Genomic DNA, 24,563 nt, shown 5'->3' with positions numbered 1-24,563 from the left:
GAGGGTGGTGGTGGCGGCTTCGCCGCAGTTTTAAAAAAAAGGGGCTGCATTTCCTCGGGCGAAGCCCGGTTTGCATGTTTCTCCTCGGGCGGAAGCCCGATTGTGAAGGTTTTATACAAACTGGCGCCTTCTATCAATTCATAGGCGCCACCACAACCCTCGCACCAGAGGCGCGTCAAACTTAAGCCCCTTAAGAACCTTCAGCCCAGCGGGCCGTCAACCCTCACGCCCGACAGGGCGTGTCCATAAGGCGCCCACTAGCCCTCTCAGGCTATCTATTGCTATAATAAAATAAACATTTCTTTGCGATTCTCTATGGGAGGATAGTATGGAGGAAATCAGGACAGGTTCGGCGGAAAGAGTGCTGGAACGGATTCTGGAGTGCGCCGCGTCAGAGGGAGCCAGCGATATTCACATGGAGCCCCAGGCGTCTCTGGTACGGGTGAGGTTCCGTGAAGACGGCGTGCTGTATGAGCGTTTCCATCTGCCCCTGCAGATGCTTTCCGGTCTGTCGGTGCGGTCCAAGGTCATCGGCCACATGAATGTGGGCGAAAGCCGGCTGCCCCAGGACGGAAGCTGCAGTGCATCTTTTGGCGGCGTGCCCTATGATCTCCGTATTTCTATCCTCCCTTCTTTATATGGAGAAACCATAGTCATCCGCCTTCTGTCAGGACAGGTGGATTTCATAGAGAAGAATGAGCTGGGCATGCTCCCCTTGCAGGAAGCCGTTTTCCGGAAATGCCTTTCCCGAAAAAGCGGCATGATTCTCACTGCCGGTCCCACAGGCAGCGGAAAAACGTCCACCCTCTACGCGGCCTTGAAAATGCTGAACCGGGAAGGGGTCAGCATTATATCCGTGGAGGATCCGGTGGAGTACCGCCTGCAGGGGGTGACCCAGGTACAGGTGAATGAGAAGGCGGGGCTGACCTTTGAAAAAGGACTCCGGTCCATTGTGCGGCAGGATCCGGATATTGTGATGATTGGGGAAATCCGGGACCGGGAAACGGCGGAAATTGCAGTGCATGCAGCCCTGACCGGCCATCTGGTCCTGTCCACCATCCATACGAATCAGGCCTCCGATGCGCCGCTCCGCCTCATGGATATGGGCATTGCTCCCTACCTTCTTTCCGCCTCCCTGTCCCTGGTCATAGCCCAGCGGCTGGCAGGCCGTCTCTGCCAGCACTGCAAAAGCCCCTATATCCTCACGGAAAAAGAGCAGCAGGCCCTGGGCCTGCCGGAAACATGCCGGGGACGCAGGGTGTATCAGAAGAAGGGCTGTGAGAACTGCCACGAAGGACTCAAAGGGCGCACCGGCATTTTTGAAATGATTTCCATAGGGCGAAAAGAGCGGGACCTCATTCACCACGGCTTCTCGGCGGACCGGTTCCGGGAATGCATGAAACGCCAGGGCCAGCCCTCCATGGGAGAAGCGGCCCTCGCCCTGATGGCAGAGGGTGTGATAACACCCGAAGAAGCGTCTATGATTGCAGCAGGGGAGGATTGATTTCTATGGATATGGAAAAAATGATCACTGCCTATCCCGCCATGACGGATATCCACGTGACCGAGGGAGAACCGGTGTCTATCCGGGTCTATGGCAATCTGAAGAAATTGAAGGAAAAGGGGGAAGATTCCTTTTTCACCTCTCTCTTTCATGATTTCCTGGGCCCAGAAAAGGAAGAGGAGTGGACCCGCCGCGGCTCCTGCGACGGCGGATGCACCATAGGAACCTCCCGCATCCGTATACACATGTACCACTCCTTCGGGCGGAAAGCAGCAGCTCTCCGCATCCTGCCCTCCCTGACCGCTCTGGCCCCGGACCCGGACAGGGAATGGCTGGAGAAAACCGCTGCCCTGGAGCACGGCCTGGTGCTGGTCACCGGCCCCTCGGGCAGCGGCAAAAGCACCGCCCTGGCCCGCATTCTTTCTCTGATTAGCAGCAGCCGCCCCTGTCACATGGTGACCCTGGAAGACCCGGTGGAATATGTGATTCCATCAGACAAGGCCCTGGTGCACCAGCGGGAAGTGGGTATCGACGTCCAGGACTTTGCCTCCGGCGTCCGGGACGCCCTCCGGGAGGACCCGGACGTCATCGCCCTGGGAGAAATGAGAGACAGCGAAACCATATCCGCCGCCCTCACCGCCGCCGAGACAGGACACCTGGTGCTGGGCACCCTCCACACCACCCGGGCCGCCGACTCCATCGGCCGCATCATCCACGCCTTCCCTGCTGACCGGCAGGATGAAATCCGAAGCCTTCTGGCCGCCAATCTCCGCTCCGCCATCTCCCAGCGCCTCTACCGCACAGGAAAGGAAACCTGGCTCCTCCGTGAAATCCTCACCAATATTCCCGCCACCGCCCACCTTATCCGGGAAGGCAAGGAAGCCCAGATTCCTTCCTATATGGAAATGGGACTTCACCAGATGAGAACCATGAAACAGGCCGCCTACGGACTGAAAGGCCTGTCCGAGCGGGAGCGGGAAAAGATGATGAAGCTGCTGGAACTATAGGGGCCACTTTGTAGCCCGGGTTCAAAGGGTTTGTAGGAAAAGGTTCTTAGGATTGACCGGCCCCATGGGCCGGAGGGTTCTTAAGTTTGACGGCCTTTCAGGCCGAGGGTTGTGGTGGCGGCTTCTCCGCAGATTAAAAAAGGGAGCGCGGCTGACGCCGCGGGTTGTGTAGAAGGGTTGCACCCCACAGGGGAAACGACTCACTATGATTTGTGCGTCGCTGGCGCTCCTTCAAATCATGTTCGCTGTGCATCGCTTCGCTCAGGGAGCGACAGCGCCTGCGGCGCTGAGGGTGGCAGATTGCCATAGGCAATGCTTATAAAGTCAGCGTTACGGGATTGGCTTTCTGTGTCATATAGCATGATACGCATTACGATGATGAGCCACCTTCGGTGGCTCTCCCCCCTTTGGTGCCTTACGGCACCACCTTCCCCCCCGCTGAGCGGTGGGACAATAAAGCTCTGAAAAACAATTTCCTCATAATCGATTCTATTGTGCCCCCGCATAGGGGACGCCAGCCACCAAGGGGGAAATGCATTTCCGACGCCCGCAGGGTGGTTGAATGGTTTTATACAAACTGGCGCCTTCTATAATTTAGAGGCGCCCACCACAACCCTCAGCGGCAGAGCCGCTGTCAAACTTAAGGACCTTAAGAACCTTCGGCCCATCGGGCCGTCAACCCTCACACCCATAAGGGTGTGTCCATGCCTGTAATAGCGTGACAAAGGAGCAAGCCATGAAGGAATTTATCTTTAAAGCCTGCAGCGACGATGGCACGATTATGGAGGACAGCCTCCGGGCGTCGTCTCGACAGGAAGCGGCGGAGGAAATCTTTTCCCGAAATCTCCATCTCATTCATCTGGAGGAAAAGAAGGAGCCCTCTTCCTTTTCCTTCCGGCGCCGCCCCTTCAGCTCCCGGCAGAAGCTCTCCCTTTTTGCCGAGGAGTGGGCCTCCCTTCTGGATGCAGGACTGACTATCACCGATTCCATTTCCCTTCTGGAAAACCAGATGGAGCGAAAAGAAAGGGATGTCCTTTCTTCTATTACAAAAACCATTTCCTCCGGCCACAGCGTAGGCGAAAGTTTTGAAAGGGCCCGCTGTTTTCCGCCCTTTTTTCTTTCCCTCCTGTCTGTGGGAGAGCTGTCCGGCACCCTGCCGGAAGAGCTCCACCGTCTGTCACGGTACTATCTGAAGGAAGACCGTTTCATCAGCCAGCTGAAAGGCGCCCTGGCCTACCCCCTCTTTGTCACCGCCTTCGCCCTCTGCCTTTTCATCGTCATCCTGACCTTCATCCTTCCCTCTTTTGCCCTTCTTTTTGATTCCCTTTCCATCCCCTTCCCTCCTGTGGCATCCCTGGCCCTGTCATTGGGCCTGTGGCTGAAGGACTATGGCCTGCATCTGGCTCTGTGTTTTCTTGCTGCCCTCCTGGGCGCCATCCTTTTCTTCTTCACCCGGGAAGGCCGGCGTACCAGCCAGGATCTGCTCTACCGTTCCCGGTTCTACCGGCGCATCCTGCTAGTCCGTTTCTGCGCTGCCCTGTCGGCCCTTCTGGAAAGTGGCCGGACCCTGTCCGAATCCCTCCGGGATACACGGGAGGTGCTGGGAAATCGGAATGCGCAAAAAGCCCTTTCCTTTGTGGCCGCCCATCTGGACAGAGGCGAGGACTTTCCTGATACCCTGGAAAAGAGCGGTTTCTCCCTCCCTCTGGTCCACCACCTCTGCCGGGTAGGCATGGAAAGCGGTGAGCTGCCCCGCTTCCTCCGGCAGGCAGAAGAAATCCTCACCCATGAAACCGAACGGAAAATCCGCCGCTTCCGTACCATTCTGGAACCCTCGCTCCTCCTCTTCACCGGCGCCGTCACAGCCCTCATGGTTTTCACCGTCATGCTCCCCGTCTTCCAGGCCGCCGGAAGTCATATGGGATTTTGATGCGTTATGGGACACACCTTCGGTGTGAGGGTTCTTAGGATGGACCGGCCGTCGGCCGGAGGGTTCTTAGGTTTGACGGCCTTTCAGGCCGAGGGTTGTGGTGGCGGCTTCGCCGCAGTTTTTTATGCCGCCTGCGGCGGCATAAGCCGAAAACCATACAACCGGGCCTGGGGCCCGTTGGAAATGCACCCCTTCTGCCTGCGGCATCTCCCCCGACGGGGGAGATTTGCTCTGCGCTTACTTTAGTGCTGACTTAAACAACTCAACCCATAGCGGAGAATAAAGTCCCCCAGGGTGGTTGTATGGTTTTTATCATATAATTTGGCGCCTTTTATAATTTAGAGGCGCCTACTACAACCCTCAGCGGCATAGCCGCTGTCAAACTTAAGAACCCTCGGGGCCACAGCCCCGTCAAACTTTAGAACCCTCGGGGCCACAGCCCCGTCAAACTTTAGAACCCTCACGCTCGCAGGGCGTGTCCATTTGAACCCTCAAGCCCCAAAGGGGCTTGTCCATTTCCGAGGTATCTATGCACAAACAATCTGTTATTTTTGATATGGATGGCACTCTTTTTGATACGGAGACCATTTTCCAGGAGGAATGGAACCGGCTGGCCCGGGAGCGGGGCCTTGCCCTTCCTCCCGATTTCAAATATGCCATATGCGGCACCAGCGGCGAGGCCATGAACCGCATCATTGAGAGGTACTACCATGTACCGGAGGGCGGCGAAATCCAGCGTCTCTGCAAGGAGCGGGTGGCCCGCCGGCTGGCGGAGCATGTGCCGGAGAAAGAGGGCGCCAGGGAGCTGATTTCTTTTTTCCATGAAAAGGGATGGCCCCTGGCCATTGGAAGCAGCAGTCCCGCTCAGCAGATCCGGGCGAATCTTTCCGTAACCGGTCTTCTTCCCTTTTTTGCTGCCATAGCCAGCGGTGATGAGGTCCAGCGCGGGAAACCGGCGCCGGATATTTTCCTTCTGGCTGCCCGGAAACTGGGCGCCTCTCCCAAGGACTGCTTTGTATTCGAAGACAGCCCCAATGGCATCCTCGCCGCTTACGCCGCCGGTATGAAACCGGTGATGGTGCCGGACCTGATGCCGGCCACCGAAGACATCCGGCAGAAGTGCTTTGCCCTTTTCCATAGCCTCACCGAAGCCCGCCCATTTTTTATGAAGAGGCTGAGATAAAAAACCAGCATCTGTCTGTATATTTTTAAGCTTACACTGTACATCATTTGCTATACGATTTATGTATGAAAGCGCCCATTCATAGAGAGGCTGTGAAGAAATGATTTACATTTTCACAGTCCCAATGATGTAATCAGCGCTTCTTACCAATTTCATCTTTCTTGCGCCATTTCCCCTATTCCGTGCTATACTTGTCATTGGCGCCCAAAAGCGCAAATACAGTATAAGAAGGAATATCCATGCACGGTTTACATATATGGTTTAAGAAATACGAATTTTACATTCTGCCCCTCCTGATCATAGGCGCTGTCCTGCTCCTGGTCCGTCTCTTTTCTGCTGCCCCCGATACAGGAACGAGGGAGCGGGAAAAGGTGCTCCCTTTAAAAGAAGGGGATACCATAGGCATTCTGGCACCCGCTGCCCATGGAGGCATGACTGATTACAACCGGTCCATCGAGCTTCTGGAATCTCTGGGATACAAAGTGAAACTGGCTCCCTCCGTCACCGATGATTACGGCTACCTGGCAGGAAGCGACGAAGAACGGGCGAAGGATTTGAACGATTTCTTCAAGGACGATTCGGTGAAAGCCATCGTCTGCCTCCGGGGCGGCTACGGCTCCGCCCGTCTTCTGGACAAGCTGGACTACGACATGATTGCCCATCATCCAAAAATGCTCATCGGCTTTTCCGACATTACCGCCCTCCATGCGGCCATCGGCGAAAAAAGCGGCATCGTCACCATTCATGGGCCCATGATGTCTTCCTTCAAAGGAGATAATTACACGGCCTTCACCCTCTATAACTTTGAAAACGGTCTTTCCGGCAGTCTGCCGAAGGGAGACATCCGCCTTCCTGCCGGAAAAACGCTGAAAACCCTCACCCCCGGCGACGCCACGGGCATAGTGGAAGGAGGAAATCTGACAGTGCTTGCATCCCTCTGCGGCACTCCCTATGAACTGAAAGGAAATGGCGCCATCCTGCTTCTGGAAGATACCGGCGAAGATCCCTACCGGGTGGACCGCATGATGGAACAGCTCTACCAGAGCGGCCTCCTCTCCCGGGTCAGCGCCATCGCCTACGGCGACTTCTACGGCGCCTCCCCGGTGGGAGAGGAATTCTCCATTCACGACGTGCTCGCCTACTACGCCAAACTCTCCGGCAAACCGGCCATTGAAGGCGTTCCCGCAGGCCACGGCCCGGACAACCTCTTCCTGCCTCTGGGCGTCAAAGCCACCATACACGCCAAAGAAGACGGCAGCGCCGTCTTCAGCTACGATGAGTCTTATTTGAAGTGACACACCGCTGGACACGCCTTCGGCATGAAGGTTCAAAGGGTTCAGAAGGTTCGGCCTGCCTTCGGCAGGCTGGTTCAAAGGGTGGTGGTAGCGGCTCCGCCGCAGGTTTATTAAAGTCAGCGTTACGGGATTGACTTTCAGTGTCATATGACATGATAAGCATTTTGCTGCTTAGCCGCTACGCGGCTCCCCCTTATCCGGCTGCGCCGGACTTTCCCCCATTCGGGGGACAGAATAAATCGCTCTATACTTTCCTGCAGAGGCATGTCTCCATTGCTAAGCACCCATAGTACCCCCGCTTGCGGGGGTGGCAAAGGAACTGGATTCATAGGGGAGCCCCGCGACCCGCGAATCCAGTGACACGCTTCCCACCGGGCAAAGTGGTGGCGCCAGCCACCAAAGGGGGAATGCATTTCCGACGCCCACAGGGCGGTCGTAAAGGATTTTATAAAGGGCGCCTTCTATCAATTAAAAGGCGCCGTACCTCCCCAGTGGGCACGGTCAGCCAACCAATAGGTAAGCCCTTTAATGGGCAGGCTAAGGGCCTACTTTGGCTGACTTGGAGGTCCTATGCAGGACCTCCACAGTACTTCATACCTTCCGAGGGCGGAAGCCCGGAGCCCGTCCGGGAGGCGTCAGCCGGTCCCGGACAGAACCCTTGGCGCCCAGGGCCAAAGGCCCGGCGGCGCCATCAACCCTCGCCCGCGAAAGACCACGGTCGGCCGACTAAATGGAAGGCCCTTTAATGGGCAGGCTAAGGGCCAACTTCGGCCGACTTGCACATCCTATACAGGATGTGCACATCAACCTACGGGAATACTGGAAAGCACCGCCCAAGTCCCGATCCCGACCGCGCCGAAAGGCGCCTGCCATCGATTTTCTTTTCCAAAGGAGTGCATCATGAATCAGGAAGAAACTATGAACTTACCTATCCGTTACGTCAGCATCACCACAGTACCTAAAGAATACACCCCTCATCCCGTGCTCCCGGAAAATCAGGAGGTGGACATGGGGACCCTTCTTTCCGCCATATCATCGGCCAAATCCCAGGTATCCGCTCTGTCCCCCTACCTTTTCGTCCTCTTTGAAACAGAAAAAGGCGGCGCTTTCTGGCAGTATCTGGACATGGCCGGCGAACTGTCCCGCATCCACTTTACCAGCAGTGGCAGTTATGTGAACGCCACTAAAGTCACTTTCCCCAATGGTGCGTATATGTACCGCATCAATCAGGTTTTCCTGCAGCGGAAATAAAAAATCCTGCCGGTATGACAGCGCTGTCATACCGGCAGGATTTTTTAAGGTTCCCTATTCGGCTTGCTGCTTCTGCGGTTCATCGCGGCAGGAAACTTTTTGCTCGGAGATTTCCGGGCTACGCTTCGCTTCCCTCGAAATGACGGGGTGCGGCCTTATCCACCTGCCACTCAAACTGAAAGAAAGCTCTTCTCATCCAGTCTTACCACGTCCACCACCGGTTCTTCGTAGGGGTGGGCTTTTTTTATGGCGCGCACCACTGGTTCTATGTGGGCTTCATCCACCCGGCACTGGAGAATATATTCCTCTGCTTCCGTCCGTTCCCCCACTTCCCCATGATAGGGATGGGCGCCATCCATGGTCACCCAGGAAGAGCGTACTTTCCACCAGGACATGCAGCCTTCATAATTTCCGATTTTCCCACCCCCTGCCTGTTCTACAGCTTTTCTGATCTTGCGGAGAGATTCCGGCGGAAGATAGACTTGGATTTTGTACATAGCAGCCTCCTGTCTGGGCCGAAAAGCGGCCCTGTTTTAAAGGGTTCTTACGTTTTAAAGGGGATGGTTAACGGGCCTAAAGCGCGAGCACAGGGACAATAGAACCTGCGGCGCCAAAGACGCCTGGATCCTTTTGCCTGCGGGAATGCCGCCTCCCGCCGCCGGTGATTCCATTTCCTTACAGCGTCACTGTCCTCGTAAGCTGGTCCATCCATTCTCCTTTCTTATGGTCATAGGTTTTAATCACGATTTTATCCTTATAGAGATAGAGGGAATTGGTCCACACCTGCTTTCCATCCCAGGTAGGATTGTACACATCCAGCAGTTTCCCGTGGTAGTAGTTCACCTCATTGGCAAAGGTGGGCTGGGTAGGCGGCGTGTGGGTATGGCCGGACACCCACAGTTTCACCTGGGGATTGGTAAGGAGAATCAGATCGATATCTCCTGCAGGCTGGGCGAAATTTCTTGGATTTCCGATTTTATCATTATAGGGAATCATGGTATCCGACAAAGGGGCATGATAGAAAATAATGGTGGGGCTGTTCTTATTTTCCTGCAGCGTCGATTTCAGCCATTCCATTTCTTCTTTGGACATGGCTACCGGAAATTTGCCTTCTGTATCTTCCGGAGACAGGAAAACGAGCAGGTACTGGCCCAGTTTCTTTGTGCTGTGAAGGGGGCCGAAGACCTTTTCGTAATTTTCTTCATGAGCTTTTCTGAGAGATGGATCCGCCATGACGGGCTTGCCGTTTTTCAGTTCTTCCCTGTAGAAGAGCTCATGGTTTCCTGCCAGAAATGATTTTTCTCCATGGAAACCGTCAATAAACTGTTTGGCCTCTTCCATCTGCTTCATGGAGCCATACATTTCCACCATATCGCCGGTAAAGACTTTAAGATCCACATCCTTCCAGCCATTGATTTCGTCCCGGGCTTTCGCTTTGTTATCCATAATGGCCTGCCTTTTAGCATCATCGGTGGCCTTGCTGGGATAATGGAGATCTGACACTACAACGATTCTTTCATAATCCTTTGCCGACGGAGCAGGTGCCTCCTTTCCGCAGCCTGCAAAGGCCAGACAGCAGAGGGACAGGAAGAAACAGGTTATCAAACGAAACATGGAAAAAGTCCTTTCTATAACAGAACATGTGGACACACCTTCGGTGTGAGGGTTGACGGGGCTGCGCCCCGAAGGTTCTAAAGGTTCTTAAGTTTGACGGCCCTTTGGGCCGAGGGTTGTGGTGGCGGCTTCGCCGCAGTTTTTTATGCCGCCTGCGGCGGCAAAAGCCGAAAACCATACAACCGGGCCTGGGGCCCGTTGGAAATGCACCCCTTCTGCCTGCGGCATCTCCCCCGGCGGGGGAGATTTGCGCTGCGCTTACTTTAGTGCTGACTTAAACAGCTCAACCCATAGCGGAGAATAAAGTTCCCCCAGGGTGGTTGTATGATTTTTATCATATAATTTGGCGCCTTTTATAATTTAGAGGCGCCTACCACAACCCTCAGCGGCAGAGCCGCTGTCAAACTTAAGAACCCTCGGGGCGATAGCCCCGTCAAACTTTAGAACCTTCAAGCCCCACAGGGCGCCAGAACGGTTGCCTCACAGGCCGAAGATTTTCTTGAATCCTTTGAGCAGCGGATTCTTTGTCCGCTCATTCCACCGGGAATCGATGAAATCCTCGGGCCGCCTGAATCCGATATTGTAGGCAAAGTACATGGCGTGGCTCACTGTATTGATGTAGGCCGCCGTTTCCTGGAGAAGGAAATTCCGGTCCCGTTCAGAGAGGGTAAACCGGTCTGCCTGGCAGAATTCATCTAACAGCAGATTAATCCGGTCTCCAAAGCTTTCATCTTCCATGCGGTCGCCGATGTAGGAAGTGAAATTGGGGTAGTAGCGGTAGTAGTGTTCCTTCCGTTTCGGATCGAAAATCGCCCACTGCCGCATGAACATATTGATTTTCAGATAGAGCCGCTGGTTCATGATGAAATCCTCATCCGCCAGGAAATGGATGGCCCTGGCAGTGCGGATGAGCCGCATCACGGGGCGGCTTTTCATGACGCCTTTATAAATGGAGTCCCGGAGCTTTCTGTCCTGATACATATAGGACCCGAAGAAGGAAAGCACCATGGCCCGGAAAACAATGTAATGGTAAAAGAAACGGGCCCCCGCAGGCGTTAGTTTCTTCTTTGCCATGTAGGGCGTCACCTCTGACAGGGGCATGAGGATTTGCGCGCTTTCCGTCACCAGTCCCCCCTCCTCCATGCCCAGGTTCTCGCAGATGCACTGAAGAAGAAGGAAAGGCAGCTTCAATGCGGTGGTATCGTGGAAATCGGGATTGCAGAAGGACAGGGCATCCATGAAAGAAGCACTTTCTTCCTTCACCCTGGCCATGTACTCCTCTGTTTCCTTCATCAGATAGTCTGTCAGCGGCGAAAGGGACACACCCGTTTCTGCAGACAGATAGGTAATGAGGGGAATCACCATGCCGCTTTCCATGGAAAAAGGAGACTTGAAGGGCAGAAGGGCTCGGCGCACATTGTCAAACTCACCACTGAAGGAGCGGGTAATGTCAAAATCCAGACTGTTCTTCACCGTTTCCGCCAGGAAATCAGAGCACCTGCTGTCCGATTTCACCATAAGAGAAGCCAGCTCCAGCCGGAAATGGACGTACTTCCGAATGACGCTGTTCCGTACCTTTTTGTTATCAGCCCAGGGCAGATTCTTCTTCCGGGCCATAGCCGTCACCGCCCGGTCCACCGTCATGTCAGGAACTGCAAAGCTCTGGCAGGCCAGGGGATAAAACCGGCCGGTCATGTGGGAAAGCAGGAGATGGATAATCTTTTTCTTCTCCTCGGTCATCTGTTCATCATGCATGAAGGACACCTTCTCTCGGGGAAATGAAAAGGGAATTTTTCTTTATTATACACCAGATAGGAGGAAGTGGTGGTATAGCTATGGGACACACCTGCGGTGTGAGGGTTGACGGGGCTGCGCCCCGAGGGTTGTGTAAAAGGGTTGCGTCGCTTCCGCTCAGGGGGCAGAAAAAAGGTTCTTAAGATGGACCGGCCCGCTGGGCCGGAGGGTTCATAGGTTTGACGGGCCCTGCGGGCCCGAGGGTTGCGGTATCGCCCTTACGGGCGATGAGTATGAAGTCAGCGTTACGGGATTGACCTTTCTGTGTCATATAGCATGATAGGCATTCTGGTGATTAGCCGCTACGCGGCTCCCCCTTATCCGGCTGCGCCACTGGACACACCTTCGGTGTGAGGGTTCAGAAGGTTCAGAAGGTTCAAAAGGAAAGGTTCTTAGGTTTGACCGGCCCCATGGGCCGGAGGGTTCTTAAGTTTGACGGGGCATTCGGCCCCGAGGGTTGTGGATTGCCCTTCGGGCAATACTTATAAAGTCAGCGTTACGGGATGACCTTGCTGTACCATATGGCATGATAAGCACTCTGCTGTGGAAAACCATACAACCGCGCCTGCGGAGCGAGGTCGGTCTGTTTTCCCTCGGGCGAAAGCCCGGTTGTAAAGGTTTTATCATAAGAGGGCGCCTTCTATAAATGTAAGGCGCCCTACAACAACCCTCGCGCCAAAGGCGCGTCAAACTTAAGCCCCTTAAGAACCTTCGGCCCAGAGGGCCGTCAACCCTTAAGCCCGACAGGGGCTTGTCCATCAAATCAAAAAGCACCGCTTCCGCGGTGCTTTTGCCTATATTTATGCCTTATGATGTTCAATGGCTGCTTTCACCAGTCCCACGAAGAGGGGATGGGGACGGTTGGGGCGGCTCTTGAATTCCGGATGGGCCTGGGTGGCTTCGAAGTAGGGGTGATCTTTCAGTTCGATGGTTTCTACCAGACGTCCATCAGGGCTGGTGCCGCAGATGGAGAGGCCTGCTTTTTCCAGTTCCGGACGGAGGGCGTTGGATACTTCGTATCTATGACGATGTCTTTCGTATACGATTTCCTGGCCGCCGTAGAGTTCCCGGGCTTTGGATCCTTCGGTGAGTTTGCAGGGGTAGATGCCGAGGCGCATGGTGCCGCCTTTTTCGGTGACGTCTTCCTGGTCAGGCATAAGGTCGATGACGGGGTACGGGGTTTCTGCGTCGAATTCGGTGGAGTTGGCGTCTTTCATGCCGCATACGTCACGGGCGAATTCGATGACGGCGCACTGCATGCCCAGGCAGAGACCCAGGAAGGGGATGTTGTTGGTGCGGGCGTACTTAATGGTTTCGATTTTTCCTTCTACGCCGCGGTAACCGAAGCCTCCGGGCACTACGATGCCGTCGATGCCTTTGAATACTTCGCGAAGGTCCGGTTTTTCTTCTTCCAGTACTTCGGAATTAATCCAGTGGATGTTGACTTTGGTGCCGAAGGCGTAGCATGCATGGGAGAGGGCTTCCACTACGGAGAGGTAGGCGTCGTGGAGTTCCACGTACTTGCCTACCAGGGCGATGTCCACTTCTTTGTCAGCGGACAGGATGCGGCCCACCATGGCTTTCCAGTCGTCCATATCGCAGGGGCTGTCGTCCAGTCCCAGTTTTTCCAGGGCAATGCGGTCCAGTCCTTCTTTCTGGAGCAGGAGGGGCACTTCGTAAATGCTCTGGGCGGTGAGGTTGTTAATGACTGCATTCGGTTCCACGTCGCAGAAGAGGGCGATTTTCCGTTTCATATCGTCCGGCAGTTCCTTCACTGTGCGGCATACGATAATGTCCGGCTGAATGCCGATGGAGCGCAGTTCCTTGACGGAGTGCTGGGTGGGCTTGGATTTCAGTTCATCTGCCGCTTCGATATAGGGTACCAGGGTGACATGGATATAGAGCACATCGTTCCGGTTCGGTACGTCCTTCTTTACCTGACGGATGGCTTCCAGGAAGGGCAGGGATTCGATGTCCCCTACGGTGCCGCCGATTTCGGTGATTACGATGTCGGCGTTGTCGTTTCTGCCTACCCGGAGTACCCGGTCTTTGATTTCATTGGTAATATGGGGAATGACCTGGATGGTGGAGCCCAGGTATTCACCTTTTCTTTCCTTATTGATGACGGACTGGTATACTTTGCCGGTGGTGACGTTGGAGGCTTTGGACAGGTTCTCATCAATGAATCGTTCATAGTGGCCCAGGTCCAGGTCTGTTTCCGCACCGTCGTCGGTGACGAAGACTTCGCCGTGCTGGTAGGGGCTCATGGTGCCCGGGTCAATATTGATGTAGGGATCGAATTTCTGGATGGTAACCTTGTATCCTCTGTTCTTCAGAAGTCTTCCCAGGGATGCGGCGGTAATGCCTTTGCCCAGGGACGAAACAACGCCGCCGGTTACGAAGATATATTTAGTCATGGGACCTCCTTATGAAATGATTGATGCAATGGAAAGAAAATCTATCACATATGATCCGGTGCCGTAACCCCCAGAATGTGAAGGGCATGGACCAGGATATACTGTACGGCTGTAATGAGGCCCAGTCTGGCCTGCGTGGTTTCGCTGTCTACGCCCAGGATCCGGCATTCTCTGTAGAAATGATGGAAAAGGGCAGCCAGTTCATAGGCATATTTGGCAATGCGCTGGGGTGCTCTTTCCGCTGCGGCGCCGGCCACGAGCTGATGGTAGTTTTCCATCTTTTTGATGAGATCCAGTTCGCATTCTTCGGTAAGTTTTGTGAAATCGGTATGTCCAAAGGTGCTGTCCCAGGATACGCCGGCTTCTCTGGCCTGGTTGAACAGGCTGTGAATACGGGCATTGGCATACTGGATGTAGTATACCGGGTTTTCATTGGAATGCTTCTTGGCCAGGTCGATATCGAAATCCATCTGGGAATCCAGGGTTCTGGCGCAGAAGAAATAACGGGCTGCGTCGGTGCCTACTTCATCCATCAGTTCCCGCAGGGTCACAGCCTCGCCGGTACGTTTGGACATTTTCACCGGTTTGCCGTCCCGAAGGAGGGTAACCATCTGGAGAAGCATGATTTCAAAATCATCGGGATTGTAGCCCAGGAATTTCATGGCCGTTTTCAGGCGGATAATGTATCCGTGGTGGTCAGCGCCCCAGATATCGATGAGTTTATTGTAGCCCCGATGAATCTTATTTCCTACATAGGCGATATCGGAGCAGAAGTAGGTGGGCACGCCGTTGGTACGAATCACCACCCGGTCCTTGTCATCGCCGTTTTTCGTGGTACGGAGCCACAGGGCACCGTCCTTTTCATACATATTGTCTTCATCTTTCAGCACCTTGAGCGCTGCGTTCACCTGGTCCGGATAGAGGGACTTTTCGGAGAACCAGTTGTCAAAGTCCACGTTGAAATCATGAAGGTCTTTTTTCAGGGCAGCCAGCTTTTCTTTCAGTCCCAGTTCCTTGAAAATGGAAAGCCTTTCCTTTTCATCCATGTCCAGGTATTTCTTTCCGTCCCTTTCCAGAATATGGCGGGCGGTTTCCACAATATCCTGGCCATGGTAGCCGTCGTCCGGGATTTCGGCGTCAATGCCGTTCAGCTGGAGGTAACGGGCATTGATGGATTCGGCCAGATGGTCGATCTGATTGCCTGCATCGTTCACATAGTATTCCGACAGTACATCATAGCCGGCAGCCCGAAGCAGATTCACCAGGGCAGAACCGTAAGCAGCGCCCCGGGCATGGCCGATATGAAGGGGACCTGTGGGATTGGCGGAAACGTATTCCACCAGGATCCGGTCCTTCCGGTCCTTCGGCAGGTCGCCATAGGAAGGGCCCGCTGCCAGAATATTCTTCAATTCGGTGTACACCGTATCCTTGGCCAGGAAGAAATTGATAAATCCGGCGCCGGCAATATCCATGCGGGACACCAGCGGTGTATCCATATGTTTCACAATCACGTCTGCAATCATGCGGGGTGCCTTATGAGCTGTCCTGGCCCACTGCATGGCTGCATTGGTGGAATAATCGCCGAAATCCTTTTCCTTCGGGACTTCCAGCCGCTGCACCGGAGCGTAATCTCCCTCCGGCAGCTCCCCTGCCGCCACAGCGGCATCCTTTGCCTTTTCAATGAGTTCTTTCAGTTCTTCTCTGACTTCCATGAATATTCCGGATCCTCTCGAACATCAACAATAATTTCATTCAAATGGGTAAACAGACCTTCCAGCTCCACATCGTAGGAAAGACGCATCCGTCCTTTCCCATGGACAATGGAATTTTCGATTTCCCTGGTCACCACAGTCACCTTCAGGGCCCCCATGGGCGTCACATAACCTGACTCCGACGGTTCCCCCAGCCGGTACTCCTGGTTCTGCAGGAAACTGCCATCCCGTATGAGATTGACATGATCATCAAAAATACGGAGAGTGGTAGTGGTGCCTTCCATGCCTGCCAGCTTCGTTTCCCGGTAGCTGATGTACTGCATATCCCCCTCTTCTCCGTAAATACCCGGAGTTTCCAGGGAAATGGTCTCATCCTTCCCGTTCTCGTCCCGCTGCAGGGAAGTCACATTGATAATGACATGCTTTTCCAACACTATCGCCTCCCCGGTCTGTAAAATATATACATTATTATATCATAGATAGAGCCCTTCTTTTTCAGAAGAATTCTATAAATACAAGACTACTCATTATACCATGGAAGGAAAGAAAGTGACAAGGGTGGCAGGACGCGCCTGCGGCGCGAGGGTTCATAGGGTTCCGAGGGTTCAAAGGGGAAGGTTCTTAGGATTGACCGGCCCTATGGGCCGGAGGGTTCGTAAGTTTGACGGCCCTTTGGGCCGAGGGTTGTGGTATCGCCCTGCGGGCGATGAGTATAAAGTCAGCGTTACGGGATTTACTTTCAGTGTCATATGGTATGATAAGCATTCTGCGGATTGGCTCGCTGCGCTCGCCGCCCCCTATCCGTCTGCGCCGGACTTCCACCTAAAGGTGAAACGACTCACTATGATTTGTGCGTCGCTGGCGCTCCTTCAAATCATGTTCGCTGTGCATCCACGGGAAAGCGTGTCACACGATTCTCAGGTCGCTTTGCTCCCTTACGAATCGTGTTCCCTTGCCACCCCATCCGGGGAACAGAATAAATCGCTCTATGCTTTCCTGCAGAGACGTGGCTCCATGGCTAAGTACCCATAGTCCCAACACGAAGTGGGAGAAAGGTGGTGGCGCCAGCCACCAAAGGGGGATTGCATTTCCTAGCCCACAGGGCGGTTGTATGATCTTCCCACGGGCGAAGCCCGGTTGTGAAGGTTTTATACAAACTGGCGCCCTTATATTTCCAAAAGGCGCCCACCACAACCCTCAGCGGCAAAGCCGCTGTCAAACTTAAGAACCCTCGGGGCGATAGCCACGTCAAACTTTAGAACCCTCAAGCCCCATAGGGGCTTGTCCATAAGGCGTGTCAACCTTCGGGAATACTGGAAAGCACCGCACGGTCCCGATCCCGGCCCGCCGAAGGCGGGCCCTTTTGCTTTTTCCCTCAAAAACTACTACACTAAAGACAGAAAACACAGAAAGGAAGTGCATCCTATGGATACGACCTGTATGGCGGCAGGGCTCTTCCCCCATCCGCCCATTATGATTCCGGAAATCGGCGGAAAAGAGCTTTCCCGCATGGCTCTCACTGTAAAAACGGAAGAAGAAGCCATGAAGCGCATGGTAGAAAAAGGTATAGACACAGTGGTGATTATATCTCCCCATAACCTCTGTTTCTATGACGGTCCCGCCCTCTTTCTGGCCCCTTCCATTTCCGGAAACCTCTCCGCCTTCGGACGGCCGGACGTGTCCATGACCCTTTCCATAGACCCCATGCTGTCCGAAGCTATTCTGAAAGAAGCAGAACCCCTCATCCCCCTGCACCGGGTGGATGAAGCGGAAGCCGCCCGATACGGCAAAACCCTTACCGTGGACTGGGGTACCTTCGTCCCCATGTACTACCTGCTGAAAGCCGGCTTCCAGGGCCGGGCCGTCATGCTCTCCCCCTGCTTCTCCAATTATGAAATCAATGAAATACTGGGAACCATTGTGGAACGGTCCGCTGCCAAACTGGGGCGGAAAATCGGCGTCATCGCCTCCGGTGATTTATCCCACAAGCTGACGAAAGATTCGCCAAACGGTTATACCCCCAAAGGCATCCTCTTCGACCAGGCCGTCATGGACGCCCTGAAGCGCCGTGACAAGAAACCGCTCACCTCCATGACCCCCGATTTCATCGATGAAATCGCCATGTGCGGCCTGCCGTCGGTATACTTTCTCTTCGGCGTTCTGGGGCATCGGAAAGCCGCCATGCCCTGCTTCTCCCATGAAGGCCCCTTCGGCGTAGGCTACGGCGTGTGCCTCTACCTCCCCGAGAAGGAACCGGAAAAGGAAGAAATTCACGATGAGCGGGTGAAACTGGCCCGGGAAAGCATCCGTTATTTCCTGGACCATGGGAAAATCATGAAAACGCCCCATGACCTTTTGCCGGAACTGAAAAGCCGGGCCGGCGCTTTCGTGTCCCTCCACAAATTCGGCGCCCTTCGGGGATGCATCGGCACCTTCCTTCCCTGCTATGATAATGTGGCGGAAGAAATCATCCACAACGCCAAAGCCGCCGCCTGCGACGACCCCCGCTTCCCGCCCCTTTCGGCCCGGGAACTTTCTGACCTCACCATTTCCGTAGATATCCTTTCCACGCCAGAGCCGGCCTCCCTGTCCGACCTGGACGCCAAAAAATACGGTGTCATCGTGGAAAAAGGCACTCGCCGGGGCCTCCTCCTGCCGGACCTTGACGGCGTGGACACGCCGGAAGAACAGATTGCCATTGCCAAAAGAAAAGCCGGCATTGAGCCGGAAGAATCGGTCAAGCTCTATCGGTTCCATGTGAAGAGATATTATTGACGTGCCATTGGACACGCCTGCGGCGTGAGGGTTCTTAAGTTTGACCGGCCTAACGGCCGGAGGGTTCTTAAGTTTGACGGCCTTTCAGGCCGAGGGTTGTGGTGGCGGCTTCGCCGCAGTTAAAAAAAAAGGGACCGCATTCCCTCGGGCGAAGCCCGGTTGTTAGGTTTTATCATAAGAGGACGCCTTCTATAAATTTAGAGGCGCCCTACCACAACCCTCACGGCCGCAGGCCGTGTCAAACTTAAGAACCCTCGGGGCCACAGCCCCGTCAAACTTTAGAACCCTCAAGCCCCATAGGGGCTTGTCCATAAGGCGCCCTACAACAACCCTCACGGCCGCAGGCCGTGTCAAACTTAAGCCCCTTAAGAACCTTCGGCCCATCGGGCCGTCAACCCTCAAGCCCCAAAGGGGCTTGTCCCTAAAGGAGGTCACCATGGAATGTGCATTATATGATAAAAACGAAAAGGGCATCTGCACCTGCCGTCTCTGCCCCCGCCGCTGCCGGATTCTTCCTTCTCAGAGGGGCTGGTGCCGCACCCGCTGGAACGACCACGGCCTCTTGAAATCACTGACCTACGGTCTTGTCACCTCCGCCGCCCTGGATCCCATAGAAAAGAAGCCCCTGGCCTATTTCCATCGGGGAAGCTTCATCCTTTCCCTGGGAAGCTGGGGCTGCAATATGAACTGCTCCTTCTGCCAGAATTTTGAAATTTCCCAGGAGGAACCGGAAAGCCGGAAAGTGACGCCACACCAGGTGCTCCGCCTGGCCCGGGCCTTTACAGCCGAAGGAAATATAGGCATCGCCTGGACCTATAATGAACCGACCCTGTCCTTTGAATTCATTCGTGACACGGCCCCTCTCATCAAGGAAGCAGGCCTGGTGAACGTGATGGTATCCAACGGCTTCATCAGCTCCGAAGCGTTGGACAGACTTCTTCCCCTTATTGACGCCTGGAACATCGACCTGAAAGGCTGGCAGCCTGATTTCTACAGAACCCTCTGCGGCGCCGCCAGAAATCCGGTGCTGGAAACCATTCGAAGAGCAGCAGAAGTATCCCATGTGGAACTGACCAACCTGGTCATTCCCGGAGAAAACGATGACCCCAAAGCCTTTGAGGACATGGTCCGCTGGATAGCCTCCCTGGATCCCGCCATGCCCCTCCATATCACCCGCTTCTTCCCCCGCTGGCGCATGACCCGCCTTCCGCCCACACCGGTTTCCACCCTGGTTTCCCTGGGAAACAGGGCCAGGAAATACCTTTCCCGCGTAAGGATAGGAAATGTAACGGACGAAGAACTGGCGGAGTATCACTGGAAAAATTAACGGGGCTGCGCCCCGAGGGTTCTTAAGATGGACCGGTCCTTTGGACCGGAGGGTTCGTAAGTTTGACGGCCTTTCAGGCCGAGGGTTGTGGTATCGCCCTTACCGGCGATGAACATAAAGTCAGCGTTACGGGATTTACTTTCAGTGCCATATGGCATGATAAGCATTCTGCAGTGGAAAACCATATAACCGCGCCTGCGGAGCGAGATCAGCCTGTTTTTCCTCGGGCGAAGCCCGGTTGTCAGGTTTTATCATAAGAGGGCGCCTTCTATAAATGCAAGGCGCCCACCACAACCCTCAGCGGCAGAGCCGCTGTCAAACTTTAGAACCCTCGGGGCAACAGCCCCGTCAAGCTTTAGAACCTTCACGCCCCAAGCCCCATTCCCCATTCATTTAAAGAAAGAAGGAAAATCTTATGCTTCCAAAAATTCCACCCAAAATCATTGAACATGCCAACGGCGGTAAAGGCCGCATCATTCTCCAGCCCATTGCAGGGCCGGACATACTGAAAGACAAATGCCGGGTCTATGTGAAGGCCACATTGGAAAAGGGCTGCTCCATGGGCGTGCACCAGCACAAAGGAGATGGAGAAATCTATTACATCCTCTCCGGTCATGGCCTGTATACCGACAACGACACCACCTATGAGGTGAAACCGGGGGATGCCATGTTCTGCCCAAACGGCAGCCGCCACGGGCTGGAAAATACGGGAGAGGAGGACCTGGTTTTCATGGGCCTCATCATTTATGACAACTGAATGGAGCAAACAAAAAGCAGCGTCATCATAACTCTGCTTTTTAAGTGGAATTTTTCCTGTCTTCCGGGCAAAAGGGTGGATCCGATGGCGGCACCCTCACCATTGACTTTTTTTACTTTCTTACGCTGATTCTTTCTCTGATATGATTTCCCTTTTCCGCCTCGTCCACCAGGGCCAGGGCATAGTCGGCGTAGGAAATATAGCTTTCTCCCTTTTCATTCACTGTGAATTCTTCTCCTGCCAGCACGTAGGATCCAGTCTTCTTTCCTTCCGGATCAAATTCGGCAGCCGGGCTGATGTAGGTCCATTTCACATCGTTTCTCTTCCGCAGTTCATCCAGCGATTTTCCCTGGCCTCGGGATACAGGCAGGTATTCTTTGGGGAAATCGGCGGTTTCAAACAGTCTCTGGCTGTGATCCTTATCCATGTACAGGCTGCCGGCGCCGCCTACTACCAGAAGACGGGTGCTGCTGCCGGAAAGAATATCTGCCAGGTGGTTCAGGGTCACGCTGTGAAGATTCATTTTTTCATCGTCCCAGATACCAAAGGCATCTACCACCACATCAAATCCTTCCAGATCTTCCCTGGTCAGAGCCATGATATCCTTCTGAATCACCTTTTTTGCTTCTGTCCGATTGGCGCTGCGGACAATGGCAGTCACGTCCATGCCTCTTTCCAGGGCTTCCTTCACAATCAGTCTTCCTACTTTGCCGTTTGCTGCGATAACTCCGATTTTCATAATCATGTCTCCTTTTTACATACTTACATACTGCATCGAATTGATGTAATTGATTTCTTTACAAGTATGATATCACAGTCATATTGTAACGTCAATAGTTACATTTAAATTTCTTCAAAAAAAATCACAGCCCCCTTCCGGCTGTGATTCCTCATTCATTTTATTTTACTTATATCCTGTTTTCCTTCAGAAACTCTATGTACTCCTCACCCCATACCTGGATGCTGTCAAGCACCGGCGCAAATCGCCTGCCCATAGCAGTAAGGGAGTACTCCACCCGTGGCGGCACCTCGGGATACACGGTGCGGTGCACCAGTCCTTCCTTTTCCATATACTTCAGCTGGGACGACAAAGTGGCATGGGTGATTTGGATGTCCCGCTCCAGTTCGTTGAATCGTTTCGTGCCTTCGTTCAAGGCATGCAGAATCAAAATGGCCCATTTCCCCTGCAGCAGCTTCTGGGCTGTCACAAAGGGGCAGACGCCGAATAATTCGTTTGTCATGATTTCCTCCTATTGCGCAAGTATTTCATACCAGGTCAAGGGAAATATCCTTCTTGTCAGTTATTTTATATCAGTCATATAATGAAAGCAAGTAAAAAAAACATACCATATGGGCCATATGGGGCAAAACATACCCGGCTTCGGCCGCCCAGAGGCGGAAGGTCAGAGGTCCGACATCTGACCTCCCTCCGACGGTGACTCACAGGAAACAAGGACCCAAAGCCGCCCCACTTCACCAGCTCACTGGTACATCACAAGGAGATGATTTCATGACAAAAATGCCTGTTATTTTTACGGGACACGGAAGTCCCATGATTGCTTTGGAAAAGAACGACCTTACCCGCACCTTTCATGATCTGGGAAAGGAAATCATAGATACCTTCGGCCGCCCGAAGGCCATTCTGTCTCTGTCCGCCCACTGGTACACCAGGGGAAGCCATGTACAGTCCAGCCCTTTTCCCCGGCAGATTTTTGATATGTACGGATTTCCCAAAGAGCTCTATGAAGTAAAGTACGAGCCCAAAGGATTCCATCCCCTGACAGAACGGGTACTGTCCCTGCTGCCTTCCGCTGATATCAATGATGACTGGGGCATCGACCATGGCAGCTGGACGGTGCTTACCCATTTCTTCCCTGACGCTTCCATTCCGGTGGTGCAGCTTTCCATAGACGGGAAGATTTCTCCCAGAGCTTCCTATGACATAGGAAAGGCCCTCTCGCCGCTCCGGGAAGAAGGGTACCTGATTTTCGGCAGCGGAAATATTGTGCACAACCTGTACAAAGTGGAGTGGAACAATGAAGGCGGCTCTCCGGCAGCAGACCGGTTTGACGCCTTCATTACCGAAGCCGTAAAAAAGCGGGATGACGAAAAAGTCATAAACTACGAAGACCATGACGACGCTGCCTATGCCGCTCCTACGGCGGACCATTTCCTGCCCCTTCTCTACACCCTGGGGGCCGCAGAAGGAGAAAAGCCCCTTGTTTTCAACCAGGTCAGAAACCTGGGTTCCATTTCCATGACCGGATATGCCTTCGGTCTTAATTCATGAAGGAGGAAACTGCCATGTCCCTTGCATTCCACGTGTACCATCCCGGCGCTAAAGCCATTTTTGATGTCACCTCCACTTTAGTCACCGGCGAAAAGGACGCTTTCCTGGTAGACGCCCAGTTCCAGAAACAGTACGCAGAGGAGCTGGTACAGCTCATCAAAGACAGCGGAAAAGAGCTGAAGGTGATTTACATTTCCCACTTTGATCCGGACTACTACTTCGGCCTGGATGTACTGGCTGATGCCTTCCCAAAAGCCCGCATCCTTTCCACCGCTCAGACAGCCTGGATGATTTCCGCCAGCCGGGACGACAAGCTCGTCGTCTGGAAGAAGGCGCTGGGAAAAGACGCTCCATCCCGTTTCATCCTGCCCGAGGCGGTAAAGGAGCTGCCAAAGCTGGAAGGGGAGGAAATCAGAATCATCACCTGCCCCGATGACGAAATGCACAGCTTCCTCTATGTACCCTCTGAAAAAACAGTGCTGGGCGGCGTGTCCCTGGCTGAAGACAGCCATCCCTGGATGGCTGACACCAAGGGGCTTGACGAACTGGACAAATGGATCCGCCAGGTAGAAACCATGGCATCCCTGGCTCCGGAAAAGGTCATTGCCAGCCATCACTACAATGATGAGAAGAAAGGAAACCCCGCCATCCTTTCCTGCACTCTGGAATACCTGAAGTACTACCGGGAAGCTCTGGCCAGCGGAAAGACCGCTGACGCTATCGTTTCCATGATGACTGAAAAATACCCTTCCCTTGGCGGAAAAGACACCCTTGCCTTCGGCGCCCGGGTCATCACCGGCGTAGAGCCCTGGGTACGGAAAGACCTCTACCCTGGCATCGGCCACCATGTCATCATGGACTTTTCTCCTGCCGCCGTATTTGATGTGGAATTCAAAGACCACAAAACCCTGACCTTCACCCAGACAGAAGGCGAAAATAAGGGCTACGCCGACACCATGCCCTTCACCGCCGAGGAAATCGCTGATCATGTGTACATGGTGCACTGGCAGGAAAATGCAGGCATCGCTGTGGTTCACGTGCAGAACTGGAACACCCTGGAGGTATGGACTAATATTTACGTCCCTGGACAGCCGGGCATCCATATGAAGGGAAGAATGAGGCTGTAATAGAAGGGGCGAGGCTTTGCCATCGGACACACCTTCGGTGTGAGGGTTCAGAAGGTTCAAAGGGGAAGGTTCTTAAGATGGATGGGCCTTCGGCCCAAGGGTTCTTAAGTTTGACGGCCTTTCAGGCCGAGGGTTGCGGATTGCCCTAGGCAATGCTTATAAAGTCAGCGTTACGGGATTTACTTTCAATGTCATATGACATGATAAGCATTCTGCTGATTGGCTCGCTGCGCTCACCTCCCCCTATCCGGCTGCGCCGGACTTCCCCCTATGCAGGGGGCAGAATAAAACACCGGGAAACATTCTCTTCATAAGCACTAAGCACCCATAGTGCCCCCGCTTGCGGGGGTGGCAAAGGAACTGGATTCATAGGGGAGCCCCGCGACCCGCGAATCCAGTGACATGCTTCCCACCGGGCAAGGTGGTGGCGTCAGCCACCAAAGGGGGAATGCATTTCCAACGCCCGCAGGGCGGTTGTAAAGGTCTTATCATAAGAGGGCGCCTTCTATAAATGTAAGGCGCCCACAACAACCCTCAGCGGCAGAGCCGCTGTCAAACTTAAGAACCCTCGGGGCGATAG

19 protein-coding genes are annotated in these 24,563 nt (G+C 54.0%); 11 read left to right on the top strand and 8 right to left on the bottom strand.

Features of this window, described 5'->3' with window-relative positions:
• Nucleotides 1-328: 328 nt before the first annotated feature.
• The 6 genes from HMPREF9453_RS05570 (at nt 329) to HMPREF9453_RS11910 (ending at nt 8,170) form a co-directional block, all read left to right on the top strand.
• Nucleotides 329-1,504 (top strand): GspE/PulE family protein, encoded by a 1,176-nt coding sequence (locus HMPREF9453_RS05570; protein ID WP_008859585.1) that lies wholly within the window; start codon nt 329-331, stop codon nt 1,502-1,504.
• A 5-nt stretch (nt 1,505-1,509) separates the two neighbouring features.
• Nucleotides 1,510-2,511, top strand: a complete 1,002-nt coding sequence (locus HMPREF9453_RS05565) for a type IV pilus twitching motility protein PilT (RefSeq protein ID WP_008859584.1) — start codon at nt 1,510-1,512, stop codon at nt 2,509-2,511.
• Nucleotides 2,512-3,247: 736 nt separating this feature from the next.
• The gene (locus HMPREF9453_RS05560) at nt 3,248-4,441 is read left to right on the top strand and encodes a type II secretion system F family protein (RefSeq protein ID WP_008859583.1); all 1,194 of its coding nucleotides are present in this window, start codon (nt 3,248-3,250) and stop codon (nt 4,439-4,441) included.
• Nucleotides 4,442-4,970: 529 nt separating this feature from the next.
• Nucleotides 4,971-5,624 carry an HAD family hydrolase gene (locus HMPREF9453_RS05555; RefSeq protein WP_008859582.1) on the top strand — a complete coding sequence of 218 codons (654 nt, stop codon included), beginning with the start codon at nt 4,971-4,973 and terminating at the stop codon, nt 5,622-5,624.
• A 239-nt stretch (nt 5,625-5,863) separates the two neighbouring features.
• Nucleotides 5,864-6,919: a S66 peptidase family protein gene (locus HMPREF9453_RS05550; RefSeq protein WP_008859581.1), complete on the top strand. Its 1,056-nt coding sequence runs from the start codon at nt 5,864-5,866 to the stop codon at nt 6,917-6,919.
• 900 nt (nt 6,920-7,819) lie between these two features.
• Nucleotides 7,820-8,170, top strand: a complete 351-nt coding sequence (locus HMPREF9453_RS11910; protein WP_008859580.1) for a hypothetical protein — start codon at nt 7,820-7,822, stop codon at nt 8,168-8,170.
• A gap of 170 nt (nt 8,171-8,340) precedes the next feature.
• Here HMPREF9453_RS11910 and HMPREF9453_RS05540 read toward each other — a convergent pair whose 3' ends face one another.
• The 6 genes from HMPREF9453_RS05540 to HMPREF9453_RS05515 form a co-directional block, all read right to left on the bottom strand.
• The gene (locus HMPREF9453_RS05540; RefSeq protein WP_008859579.1) at nt 8,341-8,667 is read right to left on the bottom strand and encodes a YqfO family protein; all 327 of its coding nucleotides are present in this window, start codon (nt 8,665-8,667) and stop codon (nt 8,341-8,343) included.
• A gap of 178 nt (nt 8,668-8,845) precedes the next feature.
• Complete coding sequence (locus tag HMPREF9453_RS11055; protein ID WP_008859578.1) at nt 8,846-9,784, bottom strand: metallophosphoesterase family protein; 939 nt, start codon at nt 9,782-9,784, stop codon at nt 8,846-8,848.
• Between the two features lie 480 nt (nt 9,785-10,264).
• Nucleotides 10,265-11,539: a hypothetical protein gene (locus tag HMPREF9453_RS05530; protein ID WP_008859577.1), complete on the bottom strand. Its 1,275-nt coding sequence runs from the start codon at nt 11,537-11,539 to the stop codon at nt 10,265-10,267.
• Nucleotides 11,540-12,378: 839 nt separating this feature from the next.
• Complete coding sequence (locus HMPREF9453_RS05525) at nt 12,379-13,995, bottom strand: CTP synthase (protein WP_008859576.1); 1,617 nt, start codon at nt 13,993-13,995, stop codon at nt 12,379-12,381.
• Between the two features lie 44 nt (nt 13,996-14,039).
• Entirely contained in the window at nt 14,040-15,707 is a 1,668-nt protein-coding gene (gene argS / locus HMPREF9453_RS05520) for an arginine--tRNA ligase (protein WP_008859575.1), read from the bottom strand.
• Nucleotides 15,686-16,141 (bottom strand): YwiB family protein, encoded by a 456-nt coding sequence (locus HMPREF9453_RS05515; protein ID WP_232217329.1) that lies wholly within the window; start codon nt 16,139-16,141, stop codon nt 15,686-15,688. Before HMPREF9453_RS05515 ends, argS begins: the two co-directional genes overlap by 22 nt.
• A gap of 991 nt (nt 16,142-17,132) precedes the next feature.
• Between HMPREF9453_RS05515 and amrA the strand changes: the two genes are divergently transcribed.
• The 3 genes from amrA (at nt 17,133) to HMPREF9453_RS05490 (ending at nt 20,566) form a co-directional block, all read left to right on the top strand.
• Complete coding sequence (amrA, locus tag HMPREF9453_RS05505; protein WP_008859572.1) at nt 17,133-18,482, top strand: AmmeMemoRadiSam system protein A; 1,350 nt, start codon at nt 17,133-17,135, stop codon at nt 18,480-18,482.
• 436 nt (nt 18,483-18,918) lie between these two features.
• Nucleotides 18,919-19,809 (top strand): AmmeMemoRadiSam system radical SAM enzyme, encoded by an 891-nt coding sequence (amrS, locus tag HMPREF9453_RS05500; protein ID WP_008859571.1) that lies wholly within the window; start codon nt 18,919-18,921, stop codon nt 19,807-19,809.
• 415 nt (nt 19,810-20,224) lie between these two features.
• Complete coding sequence (locus tag HMPREF9453_RS05490; RefSeq protein ID WP_008859569.1) at nt 20,225-20,566, top strand: cupin domain-containing protein; 342 nt, start codon at nt 20,225-20,227, stop codon at nt 20,564-20,566.
• 112 nt (nt 20,567-20,678) lie between these two features.
• Here HMPREF9453_RS05490 and HMPREF9453_RS05485 read toward each other — a convergent pair whose 3' ends face one another.
• Nucleotides 20,679-21,305: an NAD(P)-dependent oxidoreductase gene (locus tag HMPREF9453_RS05485; RefSeq protein WP_008859568.1), complete on the bottom strand. Its 627-nt coding sequence runs from the start codon at nt 21,303-21,305 to the stop codon at nt 20,679-20,681.
• A 169-nt stretch (nt 21,306-21,474) separates the two neighbouring features.
• Nucleotides 21,475-21,807: a winged helix-turn-helix transcriptional regulator gene (locus HMPREF9453_RS05480; RefSeq protein ID WP_008859567.1), complete on the bottom strand. Its 333-nt coding sequence runs from the start codon at nt 21,805-21,807 to the stop codon at nt 21,475-21,477.
• 269 nt (nt 21,808-22,076) lie between these two features.
• Between HMPREF9453_RS05480 and ygiD the strand changes: the two genes are divergently transcribed.
• Together ygiD and HMPREF9453_RS05470 are read left to right on the top strand one after the other, a co-directional pair.
• Nucleotides 22,077-22,856 (top strand): 4,5-DOPA-extradiol-dioxygenase, encoded by a 780-nt coding sequence (ygiD, locus tag HMPREF9453_RS05475; protein ID WP_008859566.1) that lies wholly within the window; start codon nt 22,077-22,079, stop codon nt 22,854-22,856.
• A gap of 14 nt (nt 22,857-22,870) precedes the next feature.
• Nucleotides 22,871-23,983, top strand: a complete 1,113-nt coding sequence (locus HMPREF9453_RS05470; protein ID WP_008859565.1) for an MBL fold metallo-hydrolase — start codon at nt 22,871-22,873, stop codon at nt 23,981-23,983.
• Nucleotides 23,984-24,563 lie beyond the last annotated feature (580 nt).

This window comes from Dialister succinatiphilus YIT 11850 (genome assembly GCF_000242435.1).
In the GTDB taxonomy this organism is placed as follows: Bacteria; Bacillota; Negativicutes; order Veillonellales; family Dialisteraceae; genus Dialister; species Dialister succinatiphilus.
This window is presented reverse-complemented; position numbering and strand designations above follow the sequence as displayed.